Origin of the sequence: Streptomyces chattanoogensis, assembly GCF_001294335.1 — a bacterium.
Taxonomy (GTDB): domain Bacteria; phylum Actinomycetota; class Actinomycetes; order Streptomycetales; family Streptomycetaceae; genus Streptomyces; species Streptomyces chattanoogensis.
In genome coordinates, this window is the sequence record NZ_LGKG01000145.1 from 46,694 (window position 1) to 66,764 (window position 20,071).

At 71.1% G+C, this 20,071-nt stretch carries 18 protein-coding genes and 1 pseudogene; 6 read left to right on the plus strand and 13 right to left on the minus strand.

Annotated features, from left to right (window positions below):
• Both ADL29_RS22700 and ADL29_RS22705 read left to right on the plus strand, forming a co-directional pair.
• Positions 1–1,977 (plus strand): fumarate reductase/succinate dehydrogenase flavoprotein subunit, encoded by a 1,977-nt coding sequence (locus ADL29_RS22700; protein WP_053925454.1) that lies wholly within the window; start codon positions 1–3, stop codon positions 1,975–1,977.
• Positions 1,974–2,717 (plus strand): succinate dehydrogenase/fumarate reductase iron-sulfur subunit, encoded by a 744-nt coding sequence (locus ADL29_RS22705; RefSeq protein WP_053925455.1) that lies wholly within the window; start codon positions 1,974–1,976, stop codon positions 2,715–2,717. Before ADL29_RS22700 ends, ADL29_RS22705 begins: the two co-directional genes overlap by 4 nt.
• 34 nt (positions 2,718–2,751) lie before the next feature.
• On the opposite strand, the gene hisF is transcribed toward ADL29_RS22705, so the two are convergent.
• The 8 genes from hisF to hisD are packed head-to-tail and all read right to left on the minus strand — an operon-like array spanning position 2,752 to position 8,548.
• Entirely contained in the window at positions 2,752–3,516 is a 765-nt protein-coding gene (hisF, locus tag ADL29_RS22710) for an imidazole glycerol phosphate synthase subunit HisF (protein WP_046928532.1), read from the minus strand.
• Entirely contained in the window at positions 3,513–3,920 is a 408-nt protein-coding gene (locus ADL29_RS22715) for a Rid family hydrolase (RefSeq protein ID WP_053925456.1), read from the minus strand. The genes hisF and ADL29_RS22715 overlap by 4 nt, the downstream gene beginning before the upstream one ends.
• A 23-nt stretch (positions 3,921–3,943) precedes the next feature.
• Positions 3,944–4,669: a bifunctional 1-(5-phosphoribosyl)-5-((5-phosphoribosylamino)methylideneamino)imidazole-4-carboxamide isomerase/phosphoribosylanthranilate isomerase PriA gene (priA, locus tag ADL29_RS22720; RefSeq protein ID WP_107095054.1), complete on the minus strand. Its 726-nt coding sequence runs from the start codon at positions 4,667–4,669 to the stop codon at positions 3,944–3,946.
• Between the two features lie 14 nt (positions 4,670–4,683).
• Positions 4,684–5,352 carry an imidazole glycerol phosphate synthase subunit HisH gene (hisH, locus tag ADL29_RS22725; RefSeq protein WP_053925458.1) on the minus strand — a complete coding sequence of 223 codons (669 nt, stop codon included), beginning with the start codon at positions 5,350–5,352 and terminating at the stop codon, positions 4,684–4,686.
• Positions 5,349–5,513 carry a hypothetical protein gene (locus tag ADL29_RS44185; RefSeq protein ID WP_046928529.1) on the minus strand — a complete coding sequence of 55 codons (165 nt, stop codon included), beginning with the start codon at positions 5,511–5,513 and terminating at the stop codon, positions 5,349–5,351. Before ADL29_RS44185 ends, hisH begins: the two co-directional genes overlap by 4 nt.
• A gap of 4 nt (positions 5,514–5,517) precedes the next feature.
• Positions 5,518–6,111: an imidazoleglycerol-phosphate dehydratase HisB gene (gene hisB / locus ADL29_RS22735; RefSeq protein ID WP_046928528.1), complete on the minus strand. Its 594-nt coding sequence runs from the start codon at positions 6,109–6,111 to the stop codon at positions 5,518–5,520.
• Entirely contained in the window at positions 6,108–7,214 is a 1,107-nt protein-coding gene (locus ADL29_RS22740) for a histidinol-phosphate transaminase (RefSeq protein WP_053925459.1), read from the minus strand. Before ADL29_RS22740 ends, hisB begins: the two co-directional genes overlap by 4 nt.
• An 8-nt stretch (positions 7,215–7,222) precedes the next feature.
• Positions 7,223–8,548, minus strand: a complete 1,326-nt coding sequence (gene hisD, locus ADL29_RS22745) for a histidinol dehydrogenase (protein WP_053925460.1) — start codon at positions 8,546–8,548, stop codon at positions 7,223–7,225.
• Positions 8,549–8,780: 232 nt separating this feature from the next.
• On the opposite strand from hisD, the gene ADL29_RS22750 reads away from it, so the two are divergent.
• The 3 genes and pseudogenes from ADL29_RS22750 (at position 8,781) to ybaK (ending at position 11,650) form a co-directional block, all read left to right on the plus strand.
• The gene (locus tag ADL29_RS22750; RefSeq protein WP_053925461.1) at positions 8,781–10,388 is read left to right on the plus strand and encodes a hypothetical protein; all 1,608 of its coding nucleotides are present in this window, start codon (positions 8,781–8,783) and stop codon (positions 10,386–10,388) included.
• A 159-nt stretch (positions 10,389–10,547) separates the two neighbouring features.
• Positions 10,548–11,132 (plus strand): annotated as a pseudogene (locus ADL29_RS22755) (LON peptidase substrate-binding domain-containing protein); the annotation flags it as partial.
• A 23-nt stretch (positions 11,133–11,155) separates the two neighbouring features.
• Positions 11,156–11,650: a Cys-tRNA(Pro) deacylase gene (gene ybaK, locus ADL29_RS22760; RefSeq protein WP_053925462.1), complete on the plus strand. Its 495-nt coding sequence runs from the start codon at positions 11,156–11,158 to the stop codon at positions 11,648–11,650.
• A 248-nt stretch (positions 11,651–11,898) separates the two neighbouring features.
• On the opposite strand, the gene ADL29_RS22765 is transcribed toward ybaK, so the two are convergent.
• The 4 genes from ADL29_RS22765 to ADL29_RS22780 form a co-directional block, all read right to left on the minus strand.
• Positions 11,899–12,609 carry a hypothetical protein gene (locus ADL29_RS22765; protein ID WP_053925463.1) on the minus strand — a complete coding sequence of 237 codons (711 nt, stop codon included), beginning with the start codon at positions 12,607–12,609 and terminating at the stop codon, positions 11,899–11,901.
• 68 nt (positions 12,610–12,677) lie between these two features.
• Positions 12,678–13,541 (minus strand): ABC transporter permease, encoded by an 864-nt coding sequence (locus ADL29_RS22770; RefSeq protein ID WP_053925464.1) that lies wholly within the window; start codon positions 13,539–13,541, stop codon positions 12,678–12,680.
• A 52-nt stretch (positions 13,542–13,593) separates the two neighbouring features.
• Positions 13,594–14,559: an ABC transporter ATP-binding protein gene (locus tag ADL29_RS22775; RefSeq protein ID WP_053925465.1), complete on the minus strand. Its 966-nt coding sequence runs from the start codon at positions 14,557–14,559 to the stop codon at positions 13,594–13,596.
• 106 nt (positions 14,560–14,665) lie between these two features.
• Positions 14,666–15,946 carry an NYN domain-containing protein gene (locus tag ADL29_RS22780; RefSeq protein WP_053925466.1) on the minus strand — a complete coding sequence of 427 codons (1,281 nt, stop codon included), beginning with the start codon at positions 15,944–15,946 and terminating at the stop codon, positions 14,666–14,668.
• Positions 15,947–16,241: 295 nt separating this feature from the next.
• Here ADL29_RS22780 and ADL29_RS22785 point away from each other — a divergent pair, with 295 nt between their 5' ends.
• The gene (locus ADL29_RS22785) at positions 16,242–16,421 is read left to right on the plus strand and encodes a hypothetical protein (RefSeq protein ID WP_046928519.1); all 180 of its coding nucleotides are present in this window, start codon (positions 16,242–16,244) and stop codon (positions 16,419–16,421) included.
• Positions 16,422–16,522: 101 nt separating this feature from the next.
• On the opposite strand, the gene dnaE is transcribed toward ADL29_RS22785, so the two are convergent.
• Positions 16,523–20,065 (minus strand): DNA polymerase III subunit alpha, encoded by a 3,543-nt coding sequence (dnaE, locus tag ADL29_RS22790; RefSeq protein ID WP_053925467.1) that lies wholly within the window; start codon positions 20,063–20,065, stop codon positions 16,523–16,525.
• Between the last annotated feature and the right edge of the window lie 6 nt (positions 20,066–20,071).

Below are 20,071 nucleotides of genomic sequence, written 5' to 3' on the forward strand. Positions count from 1 at the left end.
GTGACCGCATCCACCCCACACACCGCATCCACCGCATACACGGACTACGCGACCGGCGCCCCGGTCGTCGACACCAAGGCCCCCCAGGGCCCGATCGCCGAGCGCTGGGACACCCGCCGTTTCGAGGCGAAGCTGGTCAACCCGGCCAACCGGCGCAAGCAGACGGTGATCGTCGTCGGCACCGGTCTGGCGGGCGGCGCGGCGGGCGCCACGCTCGCCGAACAGGGCTATCGCGTCGTGCAGTTCTGCTACCAGGACTCGCCGCGCCGGGCCCACTCCATCGCCGCGCAGGGCGGTATCAACGCCGCGAAGAACTACCGCAACGACGGGGATTCCGTCCACCGGCTGTTCTACGACACGGTCAAGGGCGGCGACTTCCGCGCCCGTGAGTCCAACGTCCACCGCCTCGCCCAGGTCTCGGTCGAGATCATCGACCAGTGTGTGGCGCAGGGTGTGCCGTTCGCGCGCGAGTACGGCGGGCTGCTCGACACCCGCTCGTTCGGCGGCGTCCAGGTCTCCCGTACGTTCTACGCCCGCGGGCAGACGGGCCAGCAGCTGCTGCTCGGCGCGTACCAGGCGCTGTCGCGCCAGATAGCGGCGGGGAACGTGGAGATGCACCCGCGTACGGAGATGCTGGACCTGATCGTGGTGGACGGCCGGGCCCGCGGCATCGTCGCCCGCGATCTGGTCACGGGCCGTATCGGCACCTACTTCGCGGACGCCGTCGTCCTGGCGTCCGGCGGCTACGGCAACGTCTTCTATCTGTCGACGAACGCCATGAACTCCAACGCGACCGCCGTCTGGCGGGCGCACCGGCGCGGCGCGTACTTCGCCAACCCGTGCTTCACCCAGATCCACCCGACCTGTATCCCGCGCACCGGCGAACATCAGTCGAAGCTGACGCTGATGAGCGAGTCGCTGCGCAACGACGGCCGGATCTGGGTGCCGAAGGCGAAGGGGGACGCGCGGGCGCCGAGGGACATTCCCGAGGACGAACGCGACTACTACCTGGAGCGGATCTACCCGTCGTTCGGCAACCTCGTCCCGCGCGACATCGCGTCCCGCGCGGCGAAGAACGTGTGTGACGAGGGGCGCGGGGTCGGCCCCGGCGGCCAGGGTGTCTATCTGGACTTCGCCGACGCGATCGCCCGCATGGGCCGCAAGGCCGTCGAGGCGAAGTACGGCAACCTCTTCGACATGTATGCGCGGATCACCGACGAGGATCCGTACGAGGTGCCGATGCGGATCTATCCGGCGGTGCATTACACGATGGGCGGGCTGTGGGTCGACTACGACCTGCAGACGACCGTCCCGGGTCTGTTCGCGATCGGTGAGGCCAACTTCTCCGACCACGGCGCCAACCGTCTGGGGGCCTCCGCCCTGATGCAGGGCCTGGCGGACGGCTATTTCGTGCTGCCGTCGACGATCAACGACTATCTGGCCCGCAATCCGCACAAGGACGAGGTCGGCGGGGATCATCCGGAGGCGGTGGCGGCCGTGCGGGAGACCGAGGAGCGGCTGGCGCGGCTGCTGGCCGTCGACGGGGACCGTACGCCCGATTCCTTCCACCGTGAGATCGGTGAACTGATGTGGGAGTACTGCGGGATGGCCCGTACGGACGCCGGGCTGCGCAAGGCGCTCGCACGTATCCCGGAGATCCGCGAGGAGTTCTGGCGGCGGATCAAGGTGCCGGGTACCGGTGAGGAGTTCAACCAGTCGCTGGAGAAGGCCAACCGCATCGTCGACTATCTGGAGCTCGCCGAGCTGATGTGCCTCGACGCGCTGCACCGGGCCGAGTCCTGCGGCGGTCATTTCCGCGAGGAGTCGCAGACCGCGGACGGTGAGGCGGCCCGCCGTGACGAGGCGTTCTCCTACGCCGCGGCCTGGGAGTTCACCGGCACCGGCGAGGCGCCGGCCCTGCACAAGGAAGACCTGGTCTTCGAGTACGTCCATCCCACTCAGCGGAGCTACGCATGAAGCTCACCCTGCGCGTCTGGCGCCAGAAGAACGCCGGTGCCGAAGGCGCCATGTCCACGTACGAGGTGGACGGCATAGCGAAGGACATGTCCTTCCTGGAGATGCTCGACACCCTCAACGAGTCGCTGATCCTGTCCGGTGAGGACCCGGTCGCCTTCGACCACGACTGCCGGGAAGGCATCTGCGGCGCGTGCAGCCTGGTCATCAACGGTGAGGCGCACGGCCCGGAGCGGACCACGACCTGCCAGCTGCACATGCGGTCCTTCTCGGACGGCGACACGATCGACATCGAGCCCTGGCGGGCCTCGGCGTTCCCGGTCGTCAAGGACCTGGTCGTCGACCGCTCGGCGTTCGACCGGATCATCGAATCCGGCGGCTACATCACCGCGCCGACCGGCTCGGCCCCCGAGGCGCATGCCACGGCGGTGCCCAAGCCGGCCGCGGACTTCGCCTTCGAGCATGCGGAGTGCATCGGCTGCGGTGCCTGCGTGGCGGCCTGTCCCAACGGCTCGGCGATGCTGTTCACCTCGGCGAAGGTCAACCATCTCAACGTCCTGCCGCAGGGTGCGCCGGAGCGCGGGTCCCGGGTGCTGGACATGGTGGGGCAGATGGACTCCGAGGGCTTTGGCGGGTGCACCCTTGCAGGGGAGTGCGCCACGGCCTGTCCCAAGGGGATCCCGCTGTTCAGCATCACCAGGATGAACCGCGAGTTCGTCCGGGCGGCGCGCAAGCGGGGGTGAGGGGCTGCGGGGGGGAAGCCCCCCGGCATGCCTGTCAGCGCACGGGGTGTCCCGCCCCGCGCAGCGCCTCCTTGACCTCCCCGATCCGCAGATCGCCGAAGTGGAAGACCGAGGCGGCCAGTACCGCGTCGGCGCCCGCCGCGACGGCCGGGGCGAAGTCGGCCAGCTTGCCCGCGCCGCCGGAGGCGATGACGGGGACGGTGACGTGCTTGCGGACGGCCTCGATCATCTCCACGTCGTAGCCGTCCTTGGTGCCGTCGGCGTCCATGGAGTTCAGCAGGATCTCGCCGGCGCCCAGTTCGGCGGCGCGGTGGGCCCATTCGACGGCGTCGATGCCGGTGCCGCGGCGGCCGCCGTGGGTGGTGACCTCGTAGCCGGACGGGGTGCCGGCGGCGGTGCGGCGGGCGTCCACCGACAGGACCAGGACCTGGCGGCCGAAGCGTTCGGCGATCTCGCGGATCAGGTCGGGGCGGGCGATGGCGGCGGTGTTGACGCCGACCTTGTCGGCGCCGGCGCGCAGGAGCTTGTCGACGTCCTCGGGGGTGCGGACGCCGCCGCCGACGGTGAGCGGGATGAAGACCTGTTCGGCGGTGCGGCGGACGACGTCGTAGGTCGTCTCGCGGTTGCCGGACGAGGCCGTGATGTCGAGGAAGGTCAGCTCGTCGGCGCCCTCGTCGCCGTAGATCTTCGCCATCTCGACGGGGTCGCCCGCGTCGCGCAGGTTCTGGAAGTTGACGCCCTTGACGACCCGGCCGTTGTCGACGTCCAGGCAAGGGATGACTCGGACCGCCAGGGTCATGTCTCTTCGGGCCTTTCTGACAGCTCTCGGAAAGCTTCTAGTTCTACTTGCACCAGTACGCGGGGGTCGGCGAAGCCGGACACCACGGCCACCGTCAGGGCGGGCGGGGCGGCGGCGAACAGCTCCTTGTGGGCGCGGCCGGCCTCGTCCGCATCGCGCAGGTGGGTGAGGTACACGCGGGTGCGCAGGACCGCGTCGGCGCCGAGGCCGAAGGGTTTCAGGGCCGCCAGCGCATGGGCGAAGGCGGCCTTGGTCTGTTCGTACGGGTCGCCCAGGCCCTGCACGGCGTCGTTGTGCAGGGGCATCGTGCCGGCGACCAGGACCCGGTCGCCGGCGGCCACGGCGCGTGCGGAGCCCGTGGTCTCTTCCCAGGTGCCCTCGCCCGGTACGCGCTCGATGGTCATGACGCCGCCTTCCCGTGCACGGTTTACGACACTGCTGCCAGGGCCTCTTCGAGAGTGAAGGCCTTCGCGTAGAGCGCCTTGCCGACGATGGCGCCCTCGACACCTTCCGGCACCAGGGACGCCAGTGCCCGCAGGTCGTCGAGGGAGGAAACGCCGCCGGAGGCGACGACCGGGCGGTCGGTGGCGGCGCAGACGTTCTTGAGCAGCTCGAGGTTGGGGCCCTGGAGCGTGCCGTCCTTGTTGATGTCGGTGACGACGTAGCGGGTGCAGCCCTCGGAGTCGAGGCGGGCCAGCGTCTCGTAGAGGTCGCCGCCGTCGCGGGTCCAGCCGCGGCCGCGCAGGGTGGTGCCGCGTACGTCGAGGCCGACGGCGATCCGGTCGCCGTGCTCGGCGATGATCTTGGCGACCCATTCGGGGTTCTCCAGGGCCGCGGTGCCGATGTTGACGCGGGTGCAGCCGGTGGCCAGGGCGGCGGCCAGGGAGGCGTCGTCGCGGATGCCACCGGACAGTTCGACCTTGATGTCCATGGAGCGGGCGACCTCGGCGATCTGCGCGCGGTTGTCGCCGGTGCCGAAGGCGGCGTCGAGGTCGACGAGGTGCAGCCATTCGGCGCCGGCCCGCTGCCAGGCGAGGGCCGCCTGGAGCGGGTCGCCGTAGGAGGTCTCGGAGCCGGACTCGCCGTGCACCAGGCGGACGGCCTGGCCGTCGCGGACGTCGACGGCGGGGAGGAGTTCGAGCTGCTGGTTCATTGCGGCAGTGGACATCAAAGGGTCTCGATCCAATTGCTCAGGAGCTGGGCTCCGGCGTCGCCGGACTTCTCGGGGTGGAACTGGGTGGCCCACAGCGGCCCGTTCTCGACGGCCGCCACGAACCGCTCGCCGTGGGTGGCCCAGGTGACCTTCGGCGCGGTGATGTGCGGGTTGCCGGTCTCCAGCTCCCAGTCGTGCACCGCGTAGGAGTGCACGAAGTAGTAGCGGGCGTCGGCGGGCAGCCCGGCGAAGAGCCGGGAGCCCTCGGGGGCGTCGACGGTGTTCCAGCCCATGTGCGGGACGACGTCGGCCTTGAGCGGGCCGACCGTGCCGGGCCATTCGTCCAGGCCCTCGGTCTCGACGCCGTGCTCGATGCCGCGGCCGAAGAGGATCTGCATGCCGACGCAGATGCCCATCACGGGGCGGCCTCCGGAGAGCCGGCGGCCGACGATCCAGTCGCCGCGGGCGTCCTTCAGCCCCTGCATACAGGCGGCGAAGGCGCCGACTCCGGGCACGAGCAGCCCGTCGGCGTTCATGGCGGTGTCGTAGTCGCGGGTGATCTCGACGTCCGCGCCGACGTGGGCGAGGGCGCGCTCGGCGGAGCGGATGTTCCCGAAGCCATAGTCGAAGACAACCACCTTTTTACGGGAGGCGACCTTCTTACGGGGTGCGGTGGCGGTCAATTCCACACCTCCAGCCGGAGGATGCCCGCGGCCAGGCACATCGCGGAGCCGATGGCGAGCACGGTGATGATGCTCTTCGGCAGCTGCTGCTTCCAGAAGGAGTAGACCCCGCCGAGGAGGAAGAGCCCGAGGATGATGAAGACGGTGGACAGGCCGTTCACGGTGCTACAGGGCTCCCTTGGTCGAGGGGAGGATGCCGGCCGCGCGCGGGTCGCGTTCGCTGGCGTAGCGCAGGGCGCGGGCCAGGGCCTTGAACTGGCACTCCACGATGTGGTGGGCGTTGCGGCCGTACGGGACGTGGATGTGCAGCGCGATCTGGGCCTGGGCGACGAACGACTCGAAGATGTGCCGGGTCATCGTCGTGTCGTAGGTGCCGATCATCGGCGCCATGTTCTCCGGCTCGGTGTGGATCAGGTACGGGCGGCCGGAGAGGTCGACGGTGACCTGGGCGAGCGACTCGTCCAGCGGGACGGTGCAGTTGCCGAAGCGGTAGATGCCGACCTTGTCGCCGAGGGCCTGCTTGAAGGCGGCGCCCAGGGCGAGGGCGGTGTCCTCGATGGTGTGGTGGGTGTCGATGTGCAGGTCGCCGTCGGTCTTGACGGTGAGGTCGAACAGGCCGTGCCGGCCGAGCTGGTCGAGCATGTGGTCGTAGAACCCGACGCCGGTCGAGACGTCGACCTGTCCGGTGCCGTCGAGGTTGATCTCGACGAGGACGGACGTCTCCTTGGTGGTGCGCTCGACGCGTCCTACGCGGTTCATGCGCTGTGCTCCTTCTTGAGGTCTCGGACCGCGTCGAGAAACGCGTCGTTTTCGGCCGGGGTGCCGGCGGTGACCCGCAGCCATCCCGGTACGCCGTTGTCCCGGACCAGGACGCCCCGGTCGAGGATCTGCTGCCACACCTTGTGTGCGTCGTCGAAGCGGCCGAACTGGACGAAGTTGGCGTCGGACGCGGTCACCTCGTAGCCGGCCGCGAGCAGTTCGGTGACCAGGCGGTCGCGTTCCTGCTTGAGCTGCTCGACGTACTTCAGCAGGGTGTCGGTGTGTTCCAGCGCGGCGAGCGCGGTCGCCTGGGTGACGGCCGACAGGTGGTACGGCAGCCGGACCAGCTGTACGGCGTCGACGACCGCGGGGTCGGCGGCGAGGTAGCCCAGGCGCAGCCCGGCCGCGCCGAACGCCTTCGACATGGTGCGGGAGATGACGAGGTTCGGCCGTCCGTCGAGCAGCGGCAGCAGGGAGTCGCCGTGGCTGAACTCGACGTAGGCCTCGTCCACGACGACCAGCGAGGGCCTGGCGGCCTGTGCCGCGTCGTAGAGGGCGAGGACGGCCTCGGCCGGGACGGCGCTGCCGGTGGGGTTGTTGGGGGTGGTGATGAAGACGACGTCGGGGCGGTGCTCGGCGATGGCGGCCGTGGCCGCGGGGACGTCGATGGTGAAGTCGGCGTGGCGGGGGCCGGAGATCCAGCCGGTGCCCGTGCCGCGGGCGATGAGCGCGTGCATGGAGTACGACGGCTCGAAGCCGATGGCCGTGCGTCCCGGGCCGCCGAAGGTCTGCAGCAGCTGCTGGATGACCTCGTTGGAGCCGTTGGCGGCCCAGACCTGGTCCTTGGTGACCCGGTGGCCGCCGGTGCGGGTCAGGTAGCGGGCGAGTTCGGTGCGCAGTGCGACCGCGTCCCGGTCGGGGTAGCGGTTGAGGCTGCGGGCGGCCTCGGTCACCCGCTCGGCGATCCGCCGGACCAGCGGCTCGGGCAGCGGGTAGGGGTTCTCGTTGGTGTTCAAGCGTACGGGCACGTCGAGCTGGGGGGCGCCGTACGGGGACTTGCCGCGCAGTTCGTCCCGGATGGGGAGGTCGTCGATTCGGGTCACGTGCCGGCTCACTTGCTCTGCGGAACCTTCCAGTCGAACCTCGCCTTGATCGCCGCGCCGTGCGCCGGGAGGTCCTCGGCCTCGGCGAGGGTCACCACGTGGTGGGCGACCTCGGCGAGTGCGTCGCGGGTGTAGTCCACGATGTGGATGCCGCGCAGGAAGGACTGCACGGACAGGCCGGAGGAGTGGCAGGCGCAGCCGCCGGTGGGCAGGACGTGGTTGGAGCCGGCGCAGTAGTCGCCGAGGGAGACCGGGGCGTAGGGGCCGACGAAGACCGCGCCGGCGTTGCGGACCCGGGCGGCGACGGCGGCGGCGTCGGCGGTGTGGATCTCGAGGTGCTCGGCGCCGTAGGCGTCGACGACGCGCAGGCCCTCGTCGAGGCCGTCGACGAGGACGATGGCGGACTGCCGGCCGGACAGCGCCGGGACGATGCGGTCCTCGACGTGCTTGGTGGCCGCGATCTGCGGCGCCAGCTCCTTCTCGGTCTTCTCGGCCAGCTCGGCGGAGTCGGTGACCAGGACGGCGGCGGCCATGGGGTCGTGCTCGGCCTGGCTGATCAGGTCGGCGGCGAGGTGCACCGGGTCGGCGGTGTCGTCGGCGAGGATGGCGATCTCGGTGGGCCCGGCCTCCGCGTCGATGCCGATCCGACCCTTGAGCAGGCGCTTGGCGGCGGCGACATAGATGTTGCCGGGGCCGGTGACCAGGTTGACCGGCAGGCATTCGTCGGTGCCGTACGCGAACATCGCGATGGCCTGGGCGCCGCCGGCGGCGTAGACCTCGTCCACGCCGAGCAGGGCGCAGGTGGCCAGGATGGTGGGGTGCGGCAGGCCGCCGAAGTCCGCCTGCGGCGGGGAGGTCACTGCGAGCGATTCGACGCCGGCTTCCTGGGCGGGGACGACGTTCATGACGACGGACGAGGGGTAGACCGAACGGCCGCCGGGGACGTACAGCCCCACGCGCTCGACCGGCACCCAGCGTTCGGTGACCGTTCCGCCGGGCACGACCTTGGTGGTGGTGTCCGTGCGGCGCTGCTCGCGGTGGACGGTCCGGGCGCGCCGGATGGACTCCTCCAGGGCGGCGCGGACGGCCGGATCCAGTGCGTCGAGGGCCTTCTGCAGCTCCTCGGCCGGGACCCGTACCCGCTCGATCTCCGCTCCGTCGAACCGCCGCGCGTACTCGATCAGCGCCGCGGTGCCGCGATGGCGTACGTCCTCGCAGAGGGGCCGCACCTTCTCCAGGGCGGCTTCCACGTCGAACTCGGCACGGGGCAGCAGGTCGCGCAGGGCGCCGCCCTCGGGGAGGGCGTCACCGCGCAGATCGATTCGGGAGATCACCCTCCCAGTGTCTCAGACCCGATCTCGGGCCCGGCCGCCCGTATCACTCAGTGATACACAGCGGGAGACGGTCCGGGCACCGGGAGGAGGGGCCGGTAACCGGCCGCGGGAAGTTGACCGGAGTTCACCCTCACCGCGCGTGTTCCGTCGGTCACGCTGCGGGCATGGGGTCCGTACGGGTGTCCGGGGGCGCGGACCGCAGGGGAATCTGCACGGGGGTGGTGAAAGGGGGATGTACGTGAACGGGCCCGGGGACGGCGACGCGCCTGCCGACCTGCAGCTGACGTCGGCGGAATGGAGTATGTGGCAGGCCTTCCGCAACGGCAGTACCTGCGATCTGCACATCGGGGATCCGGCCCGGGACGATCCGCACGGGCAGCATCTGTGGGGGCCCGAGCGGCGGGTGCGGGCCAGGGTGGTGGCGCTGCTGCTCCTGGAGGGGCCGGTCGCGCAGCCGGGCCGGGTGTCGGCGCTCAAGCTGACCGGTGCGTACATCACGGACACTCTCGACCTTGCGGGCGGCACGATCAAGCCATTCGTGGAGCTGCGGGACTGCCGTTTCGAGGCCGAGGTGGTGCTGCCGGAGAGCCGGTTCACCACGCTGCGGATGGTGAACTGCGCGATACCCCGGCTGGAGGCCGCCCGGCTGCAGACCGAGGGCGATCTGCATCTGCCGCGCTGCGTCGTCCAGAACGGCATCCGGCTCACCGACGCGCACATCGGCACCGACCTGATGCTCAATCAGGTGGTGGCGCACAAGGACCGCAAGGGCCGCTCGATCATGGCCGACGGGCTGACCGTCACCCAGGACCTGCAGGCCGAGATGCTGGAGTCGTACGGCGAGCTGTCGCTGCGCGGCGCCACCATCGGCGTGTCGCTCAGCCTGCGCGGCAGCCGGCTGAGCAATCCCTTCGGGCGCCGGGCGCTCAACGCCCCCCAGCTCACCGTCGAGCGCACGCTCTACCTGACCGCCGCGGGCCTGGCCAACTCCCCCTTCTCCTCCGGCGCCACTCCCCCGTACGGCGTCCCGACGACCCCGTCCCGCGGCACCCGGATGCAGCGCTTCGAGTGCGAGGGCGGGATACGGCTGGACGACGGGCGGTTCGGTGACGCCGTCGACCTCGAGCACGCCCGCTTCGTCATGGAGTCCGACCAGGAGCTGTCGCTGCGCCGCATCCAGACGCCCGAGCTGCGGTTCCTGTGCGAGCGGCCGCAGCGCGGCCGGGTGATCCTCTCCGGCGCCCGGGTGGTGAACCTGGTCGACAAGTCGGCGAGCTGGCCGGGGCTCGGCGGGCTGTGGATGGCCGGCTTCGCGTACGAGACGCTGATTCCGCGCGGCCATTTCCCGCTCTCGCTGCGGCTCCAGTGGGTGGCCGCGGCGACCCCCGAGTACGCGCCCGAGCCGTACGAGATGCTCGCCACCTCGCTGCGGGCCAGCGGGGAGGACGCCGACGCCCGCGAGGTGCTGCTGGCCAAGCAGCGCCGCCGCCGCGAGACGCTGCCGCTGGCGGCGAAGGCCTGGGGCTTCCTGCAGGACTGGACGGTGGCGTACGGCTACCGCCCCGGCCGGGCCGCGGTCTGGATGGCCATCCTCTGGGCCATCGGCACGGTCTACTTCTCCGAGAACCCCCCGCCCCCGCTCAAACCGGGCGAGACCCCGCCGTGGAACCCGTATCTCTACGCCCTCGACCTTCTCCTCCCGGTGATCGACCTCAACCAGGACGCGGCCTGGAAACCGGGGGGTGCCGCCCAGTGGGCGGCGGCCGTACTGATCCTCGCAGGCTGGGTCCTGGCGACGACGGTGGCCGCCGGGGCCTCGCGGCTGCTGCGCCGACAGTGACCCGTCCGCTGCGCTTTGCCCGGGCCCCACGTTGTCGGCTTTCCCGCCGTGGGGGTTGTTCGCCGTTGCGCCTGCGGCGGGCGGGGGTTGTTTGTCGGCCGCGGTGCCGGCCCTCCGGACTCCGTCCTGCGGTCCGTCCCCTCCCGACGGTGGGGGTGCGGGCGGGAGGTCGCCCCCACCGCACAGGGCATGCCGGACGCCACGCTGCCGACCGCGGAGGGCCCCGCGGCCGGTTTCGGCGACGACCCGGTGCAGGCGTTCCACACGGTGGGCTGTGTCGCGGATGCGGCCACCATCCGTGCCAAGTCGTCCGCTGCCGACAGCGGCTACGAGGTGCTGGCCACCGGCACCACCCGCTTCCGGCTGCGGTCGGTGGATGCCTCCGGGCCGTATCTGACGGCCGAGACGGAGGAGCTGGAGGAGGACCACGGCGAGGGTGCGGGGGCGCTCGCCTCGGGTGTCGTACGGGCCTTCCGTACCTATCAGAAGCGGCTGGCCTGGGCGAACGAGCGGACCCTGTCGAGCGGCCAGGACCTGCCCGCCGACCCGTCGGTGCTGTCGTATCTCGTCGCCGCGGCGGCCGTGCTGGACGTGCCCGCCAAGCAGCAGCTGCTGGAGGCCCCGGACACCGCGGCGCGGCTCGGCCAGGAGCTGAAACTCCTTCGCCAGGAGTCGGCGCTGCTCGGTAAGCTCCCGTCGCTGCCGGCGGTGGATCTGACCCGGCAGCCGACCAGCCCGAACTGATACCGACGCGAGGCACGACGACGGTGGCGAAGAAGTCGAAGAAATCCGTCGGGACGCCCGCGACGGTCGCCCTGACCGAGGCGGGTGTCGCCTTCACGACGCACTCCTACACTCATGACCCGGCCGCCGCCTCGTACGGCGAGGAGGCCGCCGAGGCGCTCGGGGTCGCACCGGAGCAGGTGTTCAAGACGCTGCTGGCGGATGTCGACGGCACGCTGACGGTGGCCGTGGTGCCGGTGTCCGGTTCGCTGGACCTCAAGGCGCTGGCGGCCGCGGTGGGCGGCAAGCGGGCCGCGATGGCGGACCCGGCGGCGGCCGAGCGCACCACGGGGTACGTCCGCGGCGGGATCTCGCCGCTCGGGCAGCGCAAGCGGCTGCGTACGGTGGTGGACGCGTCGGCCGAGGAGCGGGAGACGGTCTGTGTTTCGGCGGGGCGGCGCGGCCTGGAGGTCGAGCTGGCGCCCGCGGACCTGGTGGCGCTCACCGGGGCGCTGCTCGCGCCGATCGCCCGCCCGTAGACACCGTACCGGGTGGCCGATAACGGCCGCCGGCCCCGTGCCGGGGCATCCGCGGGGCTTTACGGCGGCCTCGTCCTCGATTACACGGACCGGTCGAGGAGGTACGCCATGTCGAAGCGCACCCGCAAGCGGAAGTGGCGGATCCGGAAGCACCGGGCGAATCACGGACGGCGGCCGGCCTGAGAGGCCGTGGTTCGTCCGCCGCCCGGTGACGGGCAGGCCGCCGCCCGGTGACGGGCGGCGGGCGGCTAGGCGGCCGGGGGTTCCTGCCCGTGCGCGGCCGGGGGTTCCTGGCCGTACTGGCCGGACCAGTCCGGGTGGGGCGGCTCCGGGTCGCGCGGTGCGAACAGGGCGGTCAGCGCCAGCTGGGTCAGCATCGCCGCGACCGGCCAGGCCACGAGTGCGCCCTTGGCGCCCAGCCGCAGCGGGCCGTCGAAGGTCACGCCGGGGCCGACCTGCTTGGCGTGGGCGGCGACGTCCGCCATGGGGCCCAGCCACATGCCGGTCAGCCAGCCCAGTACCGCGCCGAGCAGGCCGCCCACGACCAGCGCCACCACCAGCGGGATGCCGCCGCGCCGGCGGAAGAGGAAGACCGCCGCCGTGGTGAGCACGCCGAAGGCGACGGCGAGCAGGATGAAGGTGCCGTCGGTGCCGATCGCCTCCTCGCCCTCGGTGTTCTTGAGGTAGACGGCCTTGGTGTCCGAGATCAGCGGGGTGTGCGGGGCGAGCCAGTTCCACAGCACGCCGAGCAGCACGCCGCATACCGCGACAAGGAGCGCGATCACCACGCCCTCGCGCAGTTCGCGGGCGAGTTCGGGGCCGCCGGAGCCGGCCGTGGCCCCCGTGCCGGAGCCGGGTGCGGCCCAGGGGTCGTGCGGCTCGTCCGGCGGTGGCGGGTTCTCGCCGTCGTGCGGCTCGTGGGGCGGCTGGTTGTTGTGTGGCGTCAGCGGTGCGGTCACCCTGTCATCGTGCCAGGTCGGCGCGGTGGGGCGGGAAGAGGGACGCCCGTGGGGGCCGGCGGCCGCGGTCAGCGGCCCGCGGCGCGGCGGTATGCCCAGGTCGCGACGGTCAGCGAGAGGACGCCGACGGCGGCGCAGACGCCCAGGTCGGCGCCGATCATCAGCCAGTCGGGGCGGGCGGCGTAGCTGCGGGTCAGCGCCTCCACTCCGTAGGTGGAGGGCAGCAGATCGCGGGCGTAGCCGATCGCGGTGGGCAGGCCGCCGGGCGGGAGGACGCCGAGCAGCAGGGCGGCCGACATGCCGAGCTGGCCGCAGAGAGTGGCGATCTCCTGGCGGGGGGCGAGCAGTCCGAGGGCCGCGCCGAGGCCGGAGAGCGCCGCTCCGGAGACGGGAATCACGGCGGCCAGCACCCACAGGTGCGCCATCGGGAGGTGGAAGAGGACGCCGCCGATGAGCGCGGTGGCGAGGGTGCCGGGGACGGTGAACGAGGCGTAGGCGGCGGCCGCTCCCAGCACCACGGCGGCCGGGGGCACCGGGAGCGTGGCGTAGTGGTCGAGGCCGCCGTCGGCGCGTAGCCGGCCGAAGTACTGGGCGAGGAGGTTGAGCGCCACGAAGGCGACGACCAGGACGCTGGCGCCGGAGACCACGGACCGGGCCTCGGTGCCGTCGTGGACCACCCCGCGCATCATGATCATGATGCCGACGGACTGGAAGGTGGCGACGAACAGCAGGGGGATGCGGGCGACCCGGGCGCGGGAGAGCTGGGCGCGGTAGACGGCGCCGAGCGCGGGCAGCAGCCGGGCGCGCGGCGCCAGCGGGGCGGGCGCCGCGTCGTCGGGCCACGTGCCGGTGCTCCGGGACGCCTCCGTGTCCGGCGCCGCACCGGTGTCCGTGGCTGCCCCGGACACTGCCTGCGCAGGAACCGCACTCACACCGTCACCAGTCTTTCCTCGGTCCGTCCGCGGTCTGTCCCCACCCGGTGCCTCATCCCTTGACCAGCCCCGCCGCGCGTCCGCCGAGGGAGAGGTAGACGTCCTCCAGGCTCGGCGTGGCGAAGGTGAAGTCGTCGAGGGCGGCGAAGGCGGGGCCGCGGGTCACGGCGGACACCGCGGCGCGGGCCTGGTCGGCCGGGAGCCGCAGGGTCCAGCGGCGGCCGGAGACCTGGGCGGCCGGGTGCAGGGCGGCGACCTCGGCGACGTCGAGGGGCGGCCGGTCGCGCCACACCAGCTCGAGGCGGACCTCTTCGGCGACGCGCTCCTTGAGGCCGCCGGGCGTGTCACAGGCGATGACCCGTCCTTGGTCGATCACCGCGACCCGGTCCAGCACGCTCTCCGCCTCCAGGACGTTGTGGGTGACCAGGAGCACGGTGGCGCCCCGCTCGGCGCGGCGGCGGTCCACCGCGGCCCAGACGGCGCGCCGGGCGACCGGGTCCATGCCGGTGGTGGGCTCGTCCAGGACCAGCAGCGGCCGCTCGCCGATCAGTACGGTCGCGAAGCAGGCCAGACGGCGCTGGCCGCCGGAGAGTTTCTTCAGGGGGCGGGCGGCGAGGTCCGCCAGGCCCAGTTCGCCGATCACCGCGTCCCGCTCGGCGCGCGCCCGGCGGACGTCGAGGCCGCGCAGCCGGCCGGTGGTCTCCACGGCCAGTGCGACGGTCATCTCGTCCAGGGCGGTGGATTCCTGGCCCAGATAGCCCAGCAGCCGGGCGGCGCGCGCGGGGTGGCGTACCAGGTCGTGGCCGAGGACGGAGATGGTGCCGGAGTCGGGGCGCAGCAGTCCGGTCAGCTGGCGGACCAGGGTGGATTTGCCGGCGCCGTTGGGGCCGAGCAGCCCGAAGATCTCGCCGCGGCCCACGTCCAGGCTGATGCCGTCGCTGGCGCGTACGGCGGGCGCCCGGTCCGCCCCGCGGCGCCCGCGCACCGCCGGGTAGGTCTTGACCAGGTCCCGCACCACGCATGCCGCAGCGCCGTGCTCCACCTGTTTTGCGGCCGTCCTCACGAGCTATGAGGGTACGCGTCCCCGGCGCGGCCCCGGCCCGCGGGGCACTCGGGGCGCGGGCTCACTCGCCGGCCGGTGCATGCTCCGCTGCCGTGCGCACATCGACCTCGCGCCAGAATCCGGCGCGGATGGCATAGCGGTCGTGCTCGTCGATCTGGTCGTCCTTGTGGGCCAGCAGGCCGAACCGGGCGGCGTAGCGGAGCAGTTCGCCGTCGATGCGGTGCGGGATGCGCGGGTACTCCGTCGAGAGCTGCTGGAGATGGGCGGTGTCGGAGAGGCGGTCGGTCCAGCGGCGGGCGAAGACCTGGCCGACCTCGAAGGGGTCGCCGCTGACGGCGGTGATGTCCTCCTCGCGGTCGGCCCAGCGCTGCTCGGCGCTGGTGAGCTGGGCGAGGGTGGGCAGGGAGGCGGTCTCGGAGGGTTCGCCGACGGGGCCGCCGCGTTCGGCCCAGCCCTTGTCGGAGGACCAGCGCAGGGTGGCGGAGGGGGCGGGCACCTGGGTGCCGTTGCCGTTTCCGGCGGGCGAGGCGTGGGTGCGGCCGAGTCCGGCCAGGTCCTTGGGGGTGGGGACGACCCGGGAGCCGCCGGAGCCCGGGGAGGCGGCGGTCTGGTCCCGGCCGTCGGCGGCTGCGGTGCGGGAGGTGCCGTTGGTGCCGTTGCGTTCGTGGCCGTCGGTGTCCGGTCCGCCGGCGGCCGCGGCGGCCGCGGCGACGGCGGATTCGGGCAGCGGGGCGGAGAGGATCGCGGCGATCTCCGGGCGCGGCGCGGGGGGCGGTGCGCAGGGCCCGCCGAGCTCCTTGGCCCGTACGGCGCGGGTGATCCAGGCGCGGTCCAGGACCCGTCGTTCGTCGGCCTCGGCGACCAGGTCCTCGGACTGGTTGTAGTCGCCGTCGGCGGCCTGGACGGCCCAGAGGTGGACGGCGACGCCGTGTTCCTTGGCCGACATCAGGCCGGGCAGCAGATCGCCGTCGCCGGTGACCAGGACGATGTCGGAGCAGGCGCGGTTGCGGGCGAGCTCGGTCAGCTCGGCGTGCATGGCGGCGTCCACGCCCTTCTGTGCCCAGCGGCCGTCGCTGCGGGTCAGGGCGCCCAGCCGGACGGTGACGCGGGGCATCACGCGCAGTCTGCGGTGTTCGGGCTGGGGGACGCGGTCGGGGGCGCCGTCGAACCAGTAGATGCGCAGCAGCGGCCGTTCCGTGTCGGCTTCGGCGCGTTGTCGCAGGCCCTGGATGAGGGCGGCGTGATCGACGGTGATCCGGGACCGGGCGGGCTCTCCCGCGAGGAGACTCGCGGCGGCGCCCAGCAAATATCCGGCGTCCACCAGGACGACGCAGCGATCCACGTTCCACCCTCTTCCCTGAGGTGCTGAAGTCCGGTCGCCCCCCGGCTCGGCCCGTGGCACGAGTTCTCTTCGGCTTTCCCTCGAGTCTGCCCGACCGTACGGGTGTTATCTGCCCCGTCTGGATCATCGGCGTGGCGGATTCGGCGGGGATCTTCGGTACCTGGCGTGCGCATCCGCGGCGCATGGTGCGTCACACCGCCTCTTACGCACGGTAATTGTCCGACATGCGGCTTTTCGCCCGACGTGTAAGTCTGATCCCGGCCCCGATCCAGGATCCCCCTCAGGAGGCACGGCCATGGCGAAGAACAAGAACAAGAAGGACCGAAGTAGTCAGCAGAAGGGCGGCCCGGCCGAACGCGGCCACGAGGCGGCGGAGAAATCGGCCATCGAGGCCATCTCCCAGCCCCAGCAGCAGGCTCAGGGCAGCCCGTCGGACGTGGCCCGCAAACACCAGCGGCGCTTCGGCCACAACTGAGCCTCCCCTCGTGCCCCGAGGGCATGAGGGACGCCCGTCGCAGACGGGCCGAGGGGCGCGCCCGGTTGCGGGCGCGCCCCTCGTGCGGGTGCCGTGAGCGGTCAGCCCGCCAGGCAGGACGGGCCGAGCAGCACCTTCAGATCGCCGAACAGGGACGGATCGGGCGTGACCCGATGGCGGTCCAGCCGCAGCACCGTCGTCTTCCGTGCGCCCTGGAGCTTGATCCGTACCTCGGTCGAGCCGCGGTGGCTGCTGAGCACCTCGCCCAGCTTCTCGACCATCGGCGGGGTGACCTTGACCGTCGGGATGGTGATCGTCACCGGGGCGTTGGTGCCCGCGTCCGAGAGGTCGGGGACCATCATCTCCATGGCGACCAGCCGGGGCACGTCCTCGCGCTTGTCGAGGCGGCCCTTGACGAACACGATGGCGTCCTCGACGAGTTGGGTGGACACCAGCTGGTAGGTGGCGGGGAAGAACATGCAGTCGATGGAGCCGGCGAGGTCCTCGACGGTGGCGATGGCCCAGGCGTTGCCCTGCTTGGTCATCTTGCGCTGCAGGCCGGAGATGATGCCGCCGATGGTGACGATCGAGCCGTCGGAGTAGTCGCCTCCGGTCAGCTGGGCGATGGCGGCGTCCGCCTTGTCGGACAGCACGTGCTCGAGGCCGAAGAGGGGGTGGTCGGAGACATAGAGGCCGAGCATCTCCCGCTCCTGGGCGAGCAGATAGGTCTTGTCCCACTCGATGTCGCCGAACTCGACGTCGAGACCGAAGCCGGGGCCGTCGTCGGTGCTGTCGTCGCCCATCCCACCGAAGAGGTCGAACTGCCCTTCGGCCTCCTTGCGCTTGACCTGCACGACGTTGTCGATCATCGACTCGTACTGTGCGGTCAGGCCCTTGCGGGTGTGCCCCATCTCGTCGAAGGCACCGGCCTTGATCAGCGATTCCGTGGTGCGCTTGTTGCAGACGACCGCGTCGACCTTGTCGAGGTAGTCGGGGAAGGAGGAGTACTTCCCCTTCGCCTTGCGGCAGCGGATGATCGACTCGACTACGTTCTGGCCGACGTTACGGACCGCGGTGAGGCCGAAGAGGATGACGTCGTCGCCCTGGGCCGCGAAGTTGGCCTCGGACTCGTTGACGTTGGGCGGCAGCACCTTGATGCCCATCTTGCGGCATTCGTTCAGATAGACCGCGGACTTGTCCTTGTCGTCGCGGACCGAGGTCAGCAGCGCGGACATGTACTCGGCCGGGTAGTTCGCCTTGAGGTAGGCGGTCCAGTAGGTGACCAGGCCGTACGCGGAGGAGTGCGCCTTGTTGAAGGCGTAGCCGGCGAAGGGGACCAGGACGTCCCACAGGGCCTGGATGGCCTCGTCGGAGAAGCCCTTCTTCTTCGCGCCCTCCTGGAAGAGCACGAAGTTCTTCGCCAGTTCCTCGGGCTTCTTCTTGCCCATGACGCGGCGGAGGATGTCGGCCTCGCCGAGGGAGTACCCGGCGATGATCTGGGCGGCCTTCTGGACCTGCTCCTGGTAGACGATCAGGCCGTAGGTCAGGCCCAGCGTCTCCTTCAGGGGCTCTTCGAGCTCCGGGTGGATCGGGGTGATCTCCTGGCGGCCGTTCTTGCGCTCGGCGTAGTTGATGTGCGAGTTCATGCCCATCGGGCCGGGCCGGTACAGGGCCGAGACGGCGGAAATGTCCTCGAAGTTGTCGGGCTGCATCTGGCGCAGCAGCGAACGCATCGGGCCGCCGTCGAACTGGAAGACGCCGAGCGTGTCACCGCGGCAGAGCAGCTCGAAGGTCTTGGGGTCGTCGAGCGGTACGGAGAGCAGCTCCAGGTCGACGCCCTTGTTCTTCTTCACCATCTTGACGGCGTCGTCCATGATGGTGAGGTTGCGCAGGCCCAGGAAGTCCATCTTGAGCAGGCCGAGCGATTCGCACTGCGGGTAGTCCCACTGTGTGATCGTGACGCCGTCGGTGTGCCGCACCCAGACCGGGGCGTGGTCGACGATCGGCTCGCTGGACATGATCACGCCGGCCGCGTGCACACCCATCTGCCGGACCAGGCCTTCCACACCCTTCGCGGTGTCGATGACCTTCTTGACGTCCGGCTCGTTCTCGTACATCCCCCGGATCTCGCCCGCCTCGCTGTAGCGGGGGTGCTTGGGGTTGGTGATGCCGTCGAGGTCGATGCCCTTGCCGAGGACGTCGGCGGGCATGGCCTTGGTGAGGCGGTCGCCCATCGCGTACGGGTAGCCCAGGACGCGGGCGGAGTCCTTGATGGCGTTCTTGGCCTTGATCTTGCCGTAGGTGCCGATCATGGCGACCTTGTCGGCGCCGTACTTCTCCGTGACATACCGGATCACTTCGACGCGCCTGCGCTCGTCGAAGTCGATGTCGACATCGGGCATGGAGACGCGCTCGGGGTTGAGGAACCGCTCGAAGATCAGTCCGTGCTCGATCGGGTCGAGGTCGGTGATGCCCATGGCGTACGCGACGATCGAACCGGCCGCGGAGCCACGGCCGGGGCCCACCGCGATGCCGTTGTTCTTGGCCCACATGATGAAGTCGGCGACGACGAGGAAGTAGCCGGGGAACCCCATCTGGATGATGACGTCCATCTCGTACTCGGCCTGCTTCTGGCGGTCCTCGGGGACGCCGCCCGGGAAGCGGCGGGCCATGCCGCGCCGGACCTCTTCCTGGAACCAGGTGACCTCGGTGAAGCCGTCCGGGATCTCGAACTTCGGCATCAGGTCGCGCTTCTCGAACATCCCGGAGACGTCGATCTGGTCGGCGACCAGGCGGGTGTTGTCGCAGCCCTGCTGCCAGGCGTCCGAGGAGTCGATGGCGTACATCTCCTCCGTGGACTTGAGGTAGTAGCCGGTGCCGTCGAAGCGGAAGCGGTCCGGGTCGGAGAGGTTCTTGCCCGTCTGGATGCACAGCAGGGCGTCGTGCGCGGTCGACTCGTGCGCGTAGGTGTAGTGCGAGTCGTTGGTCACCAGCGGCGGGATGCCGAGCTTCTTGCCGATCTCCAGCAGGCCGTCGCGCACCCGGCGCTCGATCTCGATGCCGTGGTCCATCAGCTCCAGGAAATACCGGTCCTTGCCGAAGATGTCCTGGTACTCGGCGGCCGACTTCAGGGCCTCGTCGTACTGGCCCAGGCGCAGCCGGGTCTGCAGCTCACCGGAGGGGCAGCCGGTGGAGGCGATCAGGCCCTCCGACCACTGGGAGATGGTCTCCTTGTCCATCCGCGGCCACTTCTGCAGCCAGCCCTCGGCGTACGCGTCCGAGGAGAGCCGGAAGAGGTTGTGCAGACCGGTCTTGTTCGCCGCCCAGATCGTCTTGTGGGTGTAGCCGCCGGAACCCGAGACGTCGTCGCGCTTCTGGTGCGGCTGGCCCCACTGGATCTTGCGCTTGTTGCGGCGCGACTCGGGGGCGACATAGGCCTCGATGCCGATGATCGGCGTCACCCCGGCCTTCTGCGCCGAGTGGAAGAAGTCGTACGCGCCGTGCAGGTTGCCGTGGTCGGACATGGCGATATGCGTCATGCCCATCTCGTTGGCCGCCTTGAACATGTCCGTCAGCCGCGCCGCACCGTCCAGCAGCGAGTACTGGGTGTGGACGTGCAGGTGCGTGAACGGCTGTTTGGCCACGGCGCG

Excerpts from the sequence above, each read along its gene's own strand:
- ADL29_RS22705 (WP_053925455.1), top strand. The coding sequence starts at position 1,974 with ATGAAGCTCACCCTGCGCGTCTGGCGCCAGAAGAACGCCGGTGCCGAA.
- hisF (WP_046928532.1), bottom strand. The coding sequence starts at position 3,516 with ATGACCCTGGCGGTCCGAGTCATCCCTTGCCTGGACGTCGACAACGGC.
- ADL29_RS22715 (WP_053925456.1), bottom strand. The coding sequence starts at position 3,920 with ATGACCATCGAGCGCGTACCGGGCGAGGGCACCTGGGAAGAGACCACG.
- priA (WP_107095054.1), bottom strand. The coding sequence starts at position 4,669 with ATGAACCAGCAGCTCGAACTCCTCCCCGCCGTCGACGTCCGCGACGGC.
- hisB (WP_046928528.1), bottom strand. The coding sequence starts at position 6,111 with ATGAACCGCGTAGGACGCGTCGAGCGCACCACCAAGGAGACGTCCGTC.
- ADL29_RS22750 (WP_053925461.1), top strand. The coding sequence starts at position 8,781 with ATGTACGTGAACGGGCCCGGGGACGGCGACGCGCCTGCCGACCTGCAG.
- ADL29_RS22785 (WP_046928519.1), top strand. The coding sequence starts at position 16,242 with ATGGCGAAGAACAAGAACAAGAAGGACCGAAGTAGTCAGCAGAAGGGC.